This window comes from Agrobacterium sp. lyk4-40-TYG-31, assembly GCF_030209855.1.
In the GTDB taxonomy this organism is placed as follows: Bacteria; Pseudomonadota; Alphaproteobacteria; order Rhizobiales; family Rhizobiaceae; genus Agrobacterium; species Agrobacterium vaccinii.
The window spans coordinates 198,517-211,072 of record NZ_JARVRE010000010.1; the positions used below are offsets into that span (position 1 = coordinate 198,517).

The 12,556-nt window shown below is 57.2% G+C and carries 11 protein-coding genes; 4 read left to right on the forward strand and 7 right to left on the reverse strand.

Annotated elements, in window-relative coordinates; translation table 11 throughout:
- Window positions 1–59 precede the first annotated feature (59 nt).
- From QRN55_RS19700 to QRN55_RS19710, 3 genes are read right to left on the reverse strand one after another with little or no spacing between them, the layout of a single operon-like run.
- The gene (locus tag QRN55_RS19700; RefSeq protein WP_284778026.1) at window positions 60–1,247 is read right to left on the reverse strand and encodes a CaiB/BaiF CoA transferase family protein; all 1,188 of its coding nucleotides are present in this window, start codon (window positions 1,245–1,247) and stop codon (window positions 60–62) included.
- Window positions 1,244–2,074: a citryl-CoA lyase gene (locus QRN55_RS19705; RefSeq protein WP_502871353.1), complete on the reverse strand. Its 831-nt coding sequence runs from the start codon at window positions 2,072–2,074 to the stop codon at window positions 1,244–1,246. The genes QRN55_RS19700 and QRN55_RS19705 overlap by 4 nt, the downstream gene beginning before the upstream one ends.
- 1 nt (window position 2,075) lies before the next feature.
- Complete coding sequence (locus tag QRN55_RS19710) at window positions 2,076–3,554, reverse strand: aldehyde dehydrogenase (protein WP_284778028.1); 1,479 nt, start codon at window positions 3,552–3,554, stop codon at window positions 2,076–2,078.
- Window positions 3,555–3,666: 112 nt separating this feature from the next.
- Here QRN55_RS19710 and QRN55_RS19715 point away from each other — a divergent pair, with 112 nt between their 5' ends.
- Both QRN55_RS19715 and QRN55_RS19720 read left to right on the forward strand, forming a co-directional pair.
- The gene (locus QRN55_RS19715) at window positions 3,667–4,386 is read left to right on the forward strand and encodes an IclR family transcriptional regulator (RefSeq protein ID WP_284778029.1); all 720 of its coding nucleotides are present in this window, start codon (window positions 3,667–3,669) and stop codon (window positions 4,384–4,386) included.
- A 218-nt stretch (window positions 4,387–4,604) separates the two neighbouring features.
- A complete protein-coding gene (locus tag QRN55_RS19720; protein ID WP_284778095.1) occupies window positions 4,605–4,745 on the forward strand; it encodes a phage major capsid protein in 141 nt (46 codons plus the stop codon).
- 93 nt (window positions 4,746–4,838) lie between these two features.
- Here QRN55_RS19720 and QRN55_RS19725 read toward each other — a convergent pair whose 3' ends face one another.
- From QRN55_RS19725 to QRN55_RS19735, 3 genes are all read right to left on the reverse strand, one after another.
- Entirely contained in the window at window positions 4,839–6,908 is a 2,070-nt protein-coding gene (locus tag QRN55_RS19725) for a hybrid sensor histidine kinase/response regulator (RefSeq protein WP_284778030.1), read from the reverse strand.
- 463 nt (window positions 6,909–7,371) lie between these two features.
- Window positions 7,372–8,532: an AAA family ATPase gene (locus QRN55_RS19730; RefSeq protein WP_284778031.1), complete on the reverse strand. Its 1,161-nt coding sequence runs from the start codon at window positions 8,530–8,532 to the stop codon at window positions 7,372–7,374.
- A gap of 592 nt (window positions 8,533–9,124) precedes the next feature.
- Window positions 9,125–10,096 carry an MBL fold metallo-hydrolase gene (locus tag QRN55_RS19735; protein ID WP_284778032.1) on the reverse strand — a complete coding sequence of 324 codons (972 nt, stop codon included), beginning with the start codon at window positions 10,094–10,096 and terminating at the stop codon, window positions 9,125–9,127.
- Window positions 10,097–10,198: 102 nt separating this feature from the next.
- On the opposite strand from QRN55_RS19735, the gene QRN55_RS19740 reads away from it, so the two are divergent.
- Together QRN55_RS19740 and QRN55_RS24435 are read left to right on the forward strand one after the other, a co-directional pair.
- Window positions 10,199–11,185, forward strand: coding sequence for a LysR substrate-binding domain-containing protein (locus tag QRN55_RS19740; protein WP_284778033.1), 987 nt, complete (start codon window positions 10,199–10,201; stop codon window positions 11,183–11,185).
- Between the two features lie 246 nt (window positions 11,186–11,431).
- Complete coding sequence (locus QRN55_RS24435) at window positions 11,432–11,575, forward strand: hypothetical protein (protein ID WP_502871354.1); 144 nt, start codon at window positions 11,432–11,434, stop codon at window positions 11,573–11,575.
- A gap of 318 nt (window positions 11,576–11,893) precedes the next feature.
- Here QRN55_RS24435 and QRN55_RS19745 read toward each other — a convergent pair whose 3' ends face one another.
- Window positions 11,894–12,556: a flavin reductase family protein gene (locus QRN55_RS19745; RefSeq protein ID WP_284778034.1), complete on the reverse strand. Its 663-nt coding sequence runs from the start codon at window positions 12,554–12,556 to the stop codon at window positions 11,894–11,896.

Consider the following 12,556-nt stretch of genomic DNA (forward strand, 5'->3'; position numbering starts at 1 on the left):
AAACCTCCCGGTCGTAAAACTTGCATCTGTAATGTCAGGCAGTCTTCGGCGCTGTCGGCTCAATGACCGGCAACGGCACTCCCGCCCGTGATGTTCAGGATCTCGGCCTCCCCGTAACCAAGCTCCTGAAGGATTTCCGCTGAATGCTGCCCCGCCAGTGGCGGATCACGGCGAATGGCAAAGTCGATGCCCGACAGCGTGATCGGCAGCTTCGGCAGCTTCGTGGTCACCCCGTTCGGCAAGGTGGTCTGCATCAGCGCGCCGGTTGCTTCCAGATGCGGGTCGGTGAACAGATCTTCGGGCCTGGCAATCGGGGCAAAGGGAATACGCGCCTCCTCGCAACGCGCGATAGCCTCATCCATCACCAGGTCCGCAAAGATCTGCGTGATGATCGGGATCAGCCGCGCGCGGTTCTCGATACGCTTGTTATTGGTCTCGAGCGCGGTATCTGCGGCAAGATCGGGCCTGTTGAAGGCAATGCAGAAACGGTGCCAGTGGCTATCCGTGGTGATGCCGACGAAAAGTTGGCGGTCATCGGCAAGCCGGAACAGTTCATAGACCGCCCAGGCAGACACCCGCTCCGGCATCGGTGGCACGGGCTCCGACGACTGCGCTGAATAGCTCAGATGCTGGCCCATCAAAAACACCGTGGATTCGAACAGGGCGGATTCGACCAGTCGGCCCTTGCCGGTTGCGTCCCGGTCCCGCAGCGCAATGAGAATGGCAATCGCCGCAAACATGCCGCCGGTGATATCGACCACCGAGGTTCCTGCCCGCAGCGGCCGTCCCGAGGGGCCGGTCATATAGGCGAGACCGCCCATCATCTGCACCACTTCATCCAGCGCGAGACGGCTGGAATAGGGGCCGTCCAGAAAGCCCTTGAGGCTTGCATAGATGAGCTTGGGATAGCGCGGCAGGATTTCCGGGCCGATACCGAGACGGCTCATGGTTCCCGGCGCAAAATTCTCCACCAGCACATCGGCCTCCGCAATCATGCGATGGGCGACTTCCTGGCCCTGTTCCGACTTGAGATCGAGAATGATGGAGCGCTTGTTGCGGTTGAAATAACCGAAATAACCGGTGCCGAAACCCTTGAGGAACCGCGTCGGTTCGCCCTTCGGGCCCGGCTCTATCTTGACGACATCGGCACCCAGGTCCGCCAGGATCATGGTGCAGGACGGCCCCATGACCGTGTGTCCGAAATCGAGAACCCGAAGACCGGCGAGTGGCAAAGCGGAATTGCTCATATCTCGCCCCCGGTCTTCGAGACCGTGGCCGGGCCCGTATAGGTGAAAGGGATGGATGGCGGCATGGGCCCCTTGATGCGACCGCCCTGCTGCGTCTGTTCCCAGGCATGGGCCAGAATGCCCACGCTGCGCGACAGGATGAACAGTCCGCGCGCCAGCGGCGCGGCAAAACCGAGTTCCCCGAAGATAATCGCCGTCGCGCCATCGATATTCATCGGCACAGTGCGACCCTTGGCCCTGGAGATGAAGGCCTCGACTCCCACGCCGATTTCCGCAAAGCGCCCGGATACCACCCCGGCAGCTTTCGCCTCTTCGACAAGCTTCAAGAGCACCGGCGCGCGCGGATCGATGGGGTGAAACCGGTGCCCGAAGCCCGGAATATGTTCTTTTCGGCCAAGGCGGCCACCGACCTCCGTTGCAAGCGCGTCGTCGAGCGTTTCACCGCCATCCACACGCGCTGCAATGGCCTGATAGAGCGCCAGGCAATCCTGCCCCGCGCCACCATGCACATCGCCCAGCACGTTCACTGCCGAAGCAACCGCATTGTTGAGGCCGACGCCGCATGTGGCGGCCATACGTGCCACGGCAATCGATGGCGCCTGGGGGCCGTGGTCTACAGAGGCCACAAGTGCTGCCTCCAGCAGGGCCGCCTGCTGCGGGGTGGGCATTTCAGCGCGCAGCATCAGCCAGATCATCTGGCTGAAGGAGATGGACCCGATCAGTTCGGCGATGGGCCTTCCGCGAATGTCGATCTTGCCCGGTGCGATGTCGATAATGCCGGTTTTCCACCAGGCGACGGCTTCGTCGATGCGATTGTCCATGGCCATATCAACCCAGCACGAAGGGGTTGGCGCGGTTCGGATCCGTGGTGATCCAGACGCTCTTCGTCTGCAAATATTCCTTCATCGCCTCCACGCCGCCCTCGCGGCCGATACCGCTGCGCTTGTATCCGCCAAACGGCGTCGTGAAGCTGGTGGACCGGTAGTTGTTGACCCAGACAGTGCCGGCGCGGATGCGATCAACACAATAGAAAGCGCGGTGCAAATCCCTGGTCCAGACGCCTGCGGCCAGGCCGAAATCGATGTCATTGGCAATCTTCACCGCCTCTTCCGCATCGCGGAAGCGGATGACCGAGACGACAGGGCCGAAAACTTCCTGCTGGGCGATCTTCATGTCGTTGCGAACGCCGGTGAAAATCGTCGGCTCCACGAACTGTCCCTGACCAAATTGGGTGCCAGAGAGGGCCTTGCCGCCGCACACGAGATTTGCGCCTTCATCCTTGCCCATCTCGATCATGCGCAGGATTTTTTCGTACTGGGCGCGTGTGGCAATCGGGCCGATCTGGGTTTCGTAGAGCGAGGGATCGCCAATTTTGGCAGTTTCGACGATCTCCCTGAGCTTTTCCACGAATTCATCGTGAATACCATCCTGCAGAAGCAGGCGCGATCCCGCCATGCATGTCTGACCCGATGCACCGAAAATACCCGCAACCGCGCCCTTGAGCGCCTGCTCGATATCCGCGTCATCGAAAACGATGTTCGGCGACTTTCCGCCCAGTTCCAGCGTCACCTTCTTGAGGCCGGACGCCGCTGCTTCATTGACCTTCTGGCCGCCAATATCACCGCCCGTAAAGGCCACCTTGGCCGTCAGGGGATGGCGCACCAGGGGTTCGCCAACGTCCTGACCGAAACCGGTGACGACATTGACGACACCCTTCGGAAAGCCCGCCTCATCTGCGAGTTTCGCCAGCTCCAGAATGGAGGCCGACGTATATTCGGATGGCTTGATGACGATAGTGTTGCCTGCGGCAAGGGCTGGCGCCATTTTCCAGGTGGTCAGCGCAAGCGGCGAGTTCCACGGCGTGATGGCGACCACAACACCGAGAGGCTCGTATTTCGTGTAGTTGAAGACATCCGCCTTGTTGATTGGCACGACTTCCCCACCGATCTTGTCGGCAAGACCGGCATAGTAATAGAACCATTGCGCCACATTGCGCACCTGACCGGCCACTTCGGCGATGAGTTTGCCGTTATCGCGCTGCTCGATCATGCCCAGGCGTTCGACATTAGTTTCGATGAGGCCCGCGAGCTTGCGCATCAGCGCGCCACGTTGCGTGGCCGTCAGCGAACTCCATTCCTGAGACAGAAATGCCGCGTGGGCAAGCTCGACCGCACGGTTGCCATCGCGTTCATTGCCCCTGGCAATTTCGGCCCATGCCTGACCGGAAAAAGGTTCGGTCGTCTCAAACCATTCACCGGAAGAAGGCTCCACCCATTCGCCACCGATGAAATGATGATACCGCTGCATAGCCCACTCCCAAAAGTTCTACTTGACAGAACATAGTTCCTTCAAATAGAACAAACTACGTTGAGCGTTTTTTGTCAAGCTAGATTCCGTTACCGGAATGCTGGAGGTGGATGTGCAAAAGGAAGAAAAGCCAAGGAACGGTGGCGTCGATGCGGTGGACAGAGCCCTGTCTATCCTCAGTTGTTTCAACGCCAAAGACAGCAAGCTGACCCTAACCGAAATCGCCAATCGCACCGGCCTTTACAAAAGCACGACGCTGCGCTTGATCGAGTCGCTAGAGAACGCCGGCTTTTTGATCCGTTCCGACGGTCGCGGATACACGCTTGGCGCTGAACTGATGCGGCTTGGCGCCATTTATTCAGGACAGTTCCGACTTGAGGACAGGATAAGGCCCGCTCTGGCGCGGCTCGTGGAGGAAACAGGGGAAAGCGCGTCGTTCTTTCGCCAGGAGGGACGACACCGCGTTTGTCTTTACCGCGAAGACTCGCTACAGCCGATCAGAGACCATATTCGCGAAGGCGATTTGCTCGCTCTGGACAAGGGCGCTGCTGGCCACGTTCTCAGCGATTGCTTCGGCAAATCTGCTCACGAGATCGAGACACTTCTGGCCCAAATGCCCTACGCCTCCTATGGCGAGCGCGATGCAGACACGGCGGCCATCGCATCCCCCGTCTTCGGGATGAATGACGAACTTCTCGGCGCAATCAGTATCTCCGGTCCGCTCTCGAGGTTTTCACCTGAACGGGTCGAGACCCACAAGCGCGCGCTAAAGCAACGCGCTGCCGATTTATCCAGCCTACTCGGCAGCCATATTTATGATGGGCGCGGATGAAAGAAGGCCGTTGAGCTATCGATTTAACTGAAGCTTTAAGACCGGCGAAGCGCACACGCGTGCAAACCCCCCATGAACCGTCCAGGTGGCAGTAATTCGCAAACAGAGGAAGTGACGGTTGAACCCGTGCCTGCTGGAACTTCCTTCGCCTTTACCCTGAACGCATGGTTCCGAATGAAACCAACTCTGATCGTGGGTGAAGAACGGGATGAACGACCATAACCTATGCCCAGATCGAAATCCCAATCAACGAAATCGCCTGCTATATCGACGTATGGCTCCGTCTTCTCGAAAACTCTGCAATCAACGTCGACAGCGAGATTGCCTTGGAATTAGCACAGGAATTTGCCGCCAATTAAAAAGTGGCGTTCTCGAATGGTAACCGCGCCAAAAAGCCGAAGGGTATCAAAGAGCTCAATTCATACGGGTGTGTGGGTTGCTGGTGTGGTCCCCTACTCTATGAGTTCCCGAACCTGGGCCGCAAGGGTCTCGACTGCGAAGGGCTTTGTCAGTACGGCCATACCAGGATCTAGCTTTCCGTCGCGCACGGCGGCGTTTTCGGCATAGCCCGTCACGAACAGGACCTTCAATCCAGGACGGCTCTGACGAGCGGCATCTGCCATCTGGCGTCCATCCATGCCGCCGGGAAGGCCGACGTCGCTGACAAGCAGATCGATACCGACGTCAGACTGCAGAATCTTCAAGCCTGTCGCACTGTCTGCGGCCTCGATGACCGTATAGCCAAATTCCTGAAGCACATCTGAAATCAGCATTCGAACAGTCGGCTCATCATCGACCACAAGGACGGTCTCCTGCGCCCGCGCGCCACCAGGCGTGCGGGTCTCGATGCGTTCGTCTTCGATCTCCCCATCAAGGATATGATGAGGCAGGAAAATCGAAACAGTCGTTCCTGCATTCTGCTCGGATGATATCTCGACCTTGCCCCCGGACTGTTGGGCAAATCCATAGATCATCGAAAGACCGAGACCTGTCCCCTGCCCGAGCGGCTTGGTCGTGAAGAACGGCTCAAAAACCTTGTCCAGCACATCGGCTGGAATGCCTGTTCCAGTGTCGGTGATGCGAAGGCAAACATACTCGCCTTCCGGGAGGCCGCTCTCGTCTGCGCCCCGTGCGTCGAGCCGTGTATTTTCCGTTCTGATCGTAATACGCCCACCGTCCGGCATGGCATCACGCGCGTTGATGCAAAGGTTGAGAACCGCGTTTTCGAGCTGAGATGGGTCAACGAGGGTTTTCCACGTTCCAGAGGCTTCGACGACCTCAATATCCACGGCGGGTCCGACAGTGCGCTTGATCAAATCTTCAAGTCCAGCAATCAACCTGTCTATGTCGGTCGGCTTGGGATCAAGGGTCTGACGTCTGGAAAAGGCCAACAGTCTGTGGGTCAGCGCCGCCGCGCGTTTCACAGCACCTTGTGCCGCGGAAAGGTAGCGATCCAACTCGTTGCCGCGCCCTTGAGACAATCGGCGCTCCATGAGCTCGAGACTTCCAGAAATTCCGGCAAGCAGATTGTTGAAATCATGGGCCAGTCCCCCGGTCAACTGACCGACAGCCTCCATCTTTTGAGACTGGCGCAAAGCGTCCTGGGCTTTCAGCAACTCGGATGTTCGCTCTGACACGCGTTGTTCCAACCCGTCGTTGAGCGCGCGCAACATGGAAATGGCACGGTCACGTTCAGCCTCGACCGCCCGGCGCTCCTCAACGTCGATCAAGACACCCGGGAAACTGGATGGAGTCCCGTCTTCAGCGAAATCGACACGCCCGTTTGCCTCGATCCAGTAGTATTTCCCATCGCGTCGGCGAACGCGATACTGATGGGCGTAAGCACCGCCACGCGCAATGACTTCGTTGATGGCGCCGATCAGCCCGTCTCGGTCTTCGGGATGTACCGTCGCTATGATCTGTTCTAACGGCAGACCTGTTCTGCCGAGCGCCTGATCGAGACCGAAGCTGTCTGCAAAGGCGGCATCGATCGTAAAGCGGTCAGTCGGAAGGTCCCAGAACCAGGTGCCGATGATCGCACCGGCACCCAGCGCCAGTTGCACGCGTTCAGCATTAACCCGGTCGCGATTTTGTGCGACGACAAGAGCTGTCGTATCGTGGGCAACATTGAGGAAGCCAGAGACAACGTTACCGTCACGCAAGGGGCTGTAGGAAAACGTCCAATAGGTGTCTTCCTCATAGCCGTTGCGGGTCATGGTCAGATGCATGTTCTCCAACCGGATAGTTTCGCCTGCCATGGCGCGGTTTACCAGCGGCTTGATGTCGTCCCAGATTTCCGGCCAGACTTGCGCGATAGGTTGCCCTAAAGCCGCCGGATGACGATCGCCGAGAAACTCCGCATAGGGTTCATTGTAAAGAAATGTTCCTTCAGGTCCCCATGCAGCACACATGCCAAACCCGGAAGCGGTGATAAGATCGTAGGTGGTACGAAGAGCGACAGACCATTGTTCCTTGGGGCCGATCGGGGTAACCGACCAATCGAAATCATCGAAGACTTTCAAACGCAATTACTCCTGAAGGCACTCATACTATGCACTATGTATCCCAAGCCCGAACATGATCATGCGCAGAATGCAGTAACAAGCCCACACGCATCGTGTAGTTCCAGGTAAACGCATAATTGTCTGCGCCACCAGATCTGCTTTTGGCGCCCAGGTCGTTCTCGCATGCCAAACGATAACGACATGGTGCCTCGGTGCAGCAGATGTAGATCGAGATGCTATGCTCATGAAGGACTATCAGTATCAGCTTCGCCGACCGGAACGACAGGTGGATTGGCCTTTGAAGTTTGGGAGCATGGGACATTGTCACGTGGTCGCGAGAAACCTGTTCGGAAAACAGGTCGAACTGTTCTGCCATCGTCACGGTCATTATCCTATCGCAGGTTGGCACCTCCAAACATGGGAGGAGCGGCAAATCGACCATATTGCGCAAGACGTCACCAAATGAGCGTTGGGAAGTGCCTTATCGTGCAGGCCAATTCCATGCAGGTGCATCGATCCCTTCAGCCACCGTTTCACCAAGCTCCTTGGAGAGCCTTACCATCAAAGCCTTTTCCTCGGCGCCAAGGTGCGACACCAACTCTTCCGCATGGGACACGACGAGCAGTTGGGACCGGTCACAAGCCCGGATGATCAAACGAGACAAGGGTGCAAGGAGGCTGGGATGCAGACTGGTTTCAGGCTCGTTCAGCACCATCAGCGAGGGAGGGCGCGGCGTGTTGAGAGCTGCCACTAGCAGCAGATAACGCAACGTGCCATCGGAGAGTTCTGTAACCGAAAGCGGCCGTAGCAAACCCTTCTGGAGCATCAGAAGTTCGAAGCGCCCTCGCTCCGTCTTGATCTCGATCGTGCTGCCAGGAAAAGCATCTTCGATAGCAGCGTCGAAGCCCGCCGCATCGCCAATTTCCCGGATAGTCGCAATGGCGGCTGCCAGATCGGCGCCATCGGAGGAAAGAGCCGGTGTTCGGGTACCAATCTGCATCTGTCGCACAGGCGAAGATGGATCGGTTCGAAAGTGATCGTAAAAACGCCAGCCATTCATCAGGGCACGCAAATACAGAAGTTCAGGCAAGTTCTTCGGATCAGCGGACTGCGTCATCATGCTTTCGAATGATGCGAGATCGTGCAGCAACACCTCACGTTGGCCGCTTGCGGAAAGAGCGGTCACAACCGGCCCTGCACGTTCTGCAAACACATTTCGGCGGCTCAACGCTTCGCCTGCCCACACGGCCTCTGCCTTGATGACGGGATCAAGTGCAAAATAGCTCGGCGGGGGTGGAGCGACTGGCAGTCCAAGATCTATCGCGTAACCGTAATCATCCGATGCAAATCCAAGCTTGAGTGCGACCGGATGTTTCCGCACCGTCCCCTGCACGGGCGCTGTGCCGTCCTTCATGCTACGCGAAAAAGCCTCCGGTCCAGCCCAGATCGTCGATTGCAGGCCACCCTCTGCCGCCAATGATGCGATAGCCCGTCCCTGCGCGACATCTGCCAGAAGTCTCAGCGCGCGATAGAAACTCGACTTCCCCGCTCCGTTCCCACCTGTCACGACGGTAAGCTTTTCAAGCGGAAGGACGAGGTTACGAAGGGACCGATAACCCGAAATGGCGATAGTCAGGATCATGGACGCCAAGCTCTCACGGTTTGCAAGGAGATGGCAAGAGGAGACTAATCATACAAATAAGATCGGATTTAAAACCGAAAGGTCCAATAGAGATCGGAAACGGTCTGTCAATCGACATCCGATTTTGGCTCTGACGCAGTGTTGGTGAGCATCAGCCTAACCTGCGCCGATCAATCTGGCTTGGAGAAGGTCGATGCCGATCACTGTCGTGGGAACGAAACACGCATTCCCGCGAACCAAAATGCTGCTTTGGCTTCGATGCCACACGCCGTTATGCGTCGCATTGAGAGCTATCGATCACTGTTGTTCGGCGGGGCATGGGCGCTCCTTGAAAGGAGGCTTTGGTAGTTGCGCGCATCCGTTACTTCTGAGAACTCATCGCAACAGGCGAAGGTGAATGTCGTGCCCTTATCATGGACACAAGGCCAACACGTCTCAGTGCTCCGACAACAGGATCGACGCATCAAAAGTATTGGCCGTGAAACCGGCTGATGCTTTGATGGCGACGCCGGCCTGAGCATTGAGTGAACCCCTAAGGATTCACTCAATGTCAAAGCGAGACATCATCCAGGCGAAGGTGCTTGATCGGACCTTAATAATTGGCGCTGTAGACCAGCGGCACCCAGTCGTAGTTCGTCTCGTCCCGCCGGACATGGCCAATGCCAGGAAAGGCGTGATGCGCGCCTGCAACCAGATATTTCTGATCTGCTGCCTCGGCGAAAGCAACGGAGCGTGAGGCGGCAGCCATCGGCTGGTCCACGTCGAAATCGACCGTCACCTCCGGATGGTCATATTGCAGCACGTCGCCATGTGCGATGTCACCCCAGAAGATGATCTTCTCCCCTTGACTTTCAACGATGATGCCACTGTGTCCGGGGGTATGACCAGCCCGCAGCACCGAGCCAAAACCGGGTAAAGGGGCGGCATCGTCTTCAAAGGTTTCGAACTTTTTCGCATCGACGTAAGGGCCGACGCATTGCTTGGCCTGGGCAATCTGGGGACCCAAAACCTTATCAGCCTTAGCTTTGGCATCGGCCTTCAACCAGAATTCGGCTTCGCGATGGTTGACGTGCACGATCGCGTTTTTAAACGCGCGCTTGCCATTGGCAATGAGACCGCCGGAATGGTCAGCATGGATGTGCGTGAGGATAACGTCATCGATCTGGTCCGCCCTGTAACCCGCAGCCTCGATATTGGAGAGGAGTTTGCCAAGCGCCGGTCCCATCAGGTCACCCGTGCCAGCGTCGATCAAAACAAGCCTCTCGCCGGTGTTGACCAAAAAAGCGTTGACCGAAGTTTCCGAACCCGCCTGGAAATGACCTTCGAGGTAGGTTTCTGCGTCACTTTCGACGATGTGCTTGTATATTTTCGACATCGGAAGTTTCACCGTGCCGTCAGAGACCGCGGTGATCTCGTAGTCACCCAGTTTCATGCGGTAGAAGCTGGCGGCTTGCCTACCAACCATTGGCGCCTTGGCCAAGGCGACGGTAGGCAAGGTGGTCATGGCACCTGCAGCAAGGGCTGCGCCTGCTGTGCTGATGAGAAGGGAACGGCGGGTTTGCATGGGAACTCCTGGGCGCTGCGCGGCGTGTTGATGATGAGGTCTTGGAACTAACCTACAGAGGAAGTATGTATGGAGGCATCAGCAATCAAATCGATGCGGCTCATGACAACTATCGATCATTTCAATTTGCGCTCTTTCGATCTCAACCTCCTCGTTGCTTTCGACGCACTCATTGCGGAGGGGAATGTCACCAAAGCGGCTCGACGGCTGAAGATCCAGCAACCTGCGATGAGCCATTCCCTTTCAACGCTTCGGGTCCTCTTGCAGGACGAATTGTTCATTCGGGTGGGCCAGGTGATGCAGCCGACAGCGCGGGCGCGCAGTTTGGCTGCCCCTGTCCGCCATGCCCTTCGCCAGGCGCAGATGGCGCTGACCGGCAACCTAGCGTTTGATCCTGCGACAGAGGAACGAACGTTCCGCATCGCCATGTCCCCCGAAATCGAACTGCTGCTGATTCCTGAATTAACGATGCGCCTGCGACGCGACGCACCCGGCATCAAGGTTTTGGCCAGAGTGTTTCCATACGAGGCGATGGAGCCTTCGCTAGAAGATGGCAGTATCGACATTGCAGTCGGCTGTACCTATTCGAAGACAAGTCGCCGTTTCTTCGAAACACTGTACGAACCGGAAATGGCATGCTGCTACAATCCAGCGCTGCTGTCTCTGTCGAACCCTGTGGAGCTCTTCGACTATCTTTCCGCTGACCATGCGACCATCTCCCAGAACGAGACATTGCAGGGTTGCATCAAGGATGCCTTGGAAATGGCTGGTGTGGAACTGAACGTGATCACGGCAGCCCCTGGCTACATGTCGGTGCTATCGACGGCACAGGTCGCACCGGTGATAGCCACGGTACCGAGCCGGATTGCCGATCGTTACGCGGCGCTTCTCGACCTCGAAGTCAGCCCTGTTCCCGTCAGCCTTTCCTTTCCGTCGGTGAAAATGGTCTGGGCAAGCCACGCCGACAGCGATGTCGCAAATGGCTGGCTGAGGCAGCAAATCCGCGATAGCTTGGTCTGTACGGAGGTCGGCGGATGGAAGCCGGATGCTTTGGTTAACGGTGACAGCGTCGTTTCCAGCCATTTGTGAAACTTTCGGTGCAATCCCAAAGATACTGTCGCTTTGATACCGCGCACCAAGACGCAATGTGGTCGGAGCACCGATTTAGAAAAATCGCCGTGAAGGGATGTAGACCTACGACGAAGTAAACGAACTGGCCTTTAATCGAGGAAATCGGACCTGACAATTTCGTAGCCAACGCAATCAAACTTTTTTAAGTGTTAGATATAAGAGGTTTGCGTCAGTGACCTGAGCAACGCGCTCATTGGAGAATTGATGGTTGCCCACGCAGCACAGTGTGGCCTCGGCGGTATCGTCATCTTCGGTGCCATCCGCAATAGAACTCCTGTAAGGCTCCTCCCCGTTTCCGTTGCTGGGGTCACTCACCGCGGCCCCTACAAAAGTCTCCCGGCGAAGTAACGTACCCATCGCCGTCAATAACATGGTCATCGAACCCGGCGACCTTATCTGCTCGCCTCAGTTGAAACCGTCTTCGAAGCGGCATCGAATAAGTACGCAGCAGAAACGAAGCAGATGGAAAACATAAAGCTCGGAAAGAACGACCCCACCTAGGTCGATGCGTCTCTTGCGTGACTCGGCTGCCCTATCGCAGCTTAAAAAGCTTGAGGCGTGGAAACATCCGCACCTCAGTCACCCAAGCTATTCAATGCATTGAATGGAATCGAATTTCAACTCTGCCGGCGTAGACAAGCCTCTGAATTTATAACCCGACAGACCTCATTCTACCGCCACCTTTTCATCCGCCTTCCGGCTCTCCCATTCCTGCGGTGACAGCGTCCTGATATCGAACTGCTCGCGCGTGCGGGTATAGGTATGCCCGCCCATACGGCCAACGGCGTCCATCATTTGCTGGTCAATGTGCAGGTTAGACGCATTGATCGCATCGCTGCGGACGAAGACGCCGACGACTTCGCCGAGGATGATCTCGCGGGCTGGGCCGACCTGAAGCGTCGTGTGGCGGCGGCATTCCAGCGCGGCGGGGGCGGCGAGGATGCGGGGGCTTTTCACCATCTGGCCGGGAACGGTGGCGAGGCCCGCCTCCTCCATCTCGTCCACTTCGGGACCAAACTTGATGGCGCAGATTTCCATCTGGTCGACCAGCGCATTGTCGCAGATGTGGACGGTGAACTCGCCGGTCTCCCTAATATTGCGGGCGGTGTCCTTGAAGCGCATGTCGGAATAGTTCTCGACGCCGATGGCAACGATGGCTGGATCATGGGTGAGCACGTTGAAGAAACTGAAGGGACCGGCATTGGGTGTCCCGTCCTTGCTCACCGTTGTGACCAGCGCAATCGGGCGCGGGATGACTGTGCCGATCAAAATCTTATAGCGTTCTCGCTCGGTAAGCTTGGCGAAATCGAAATGGGTGTGTTCGGTCAT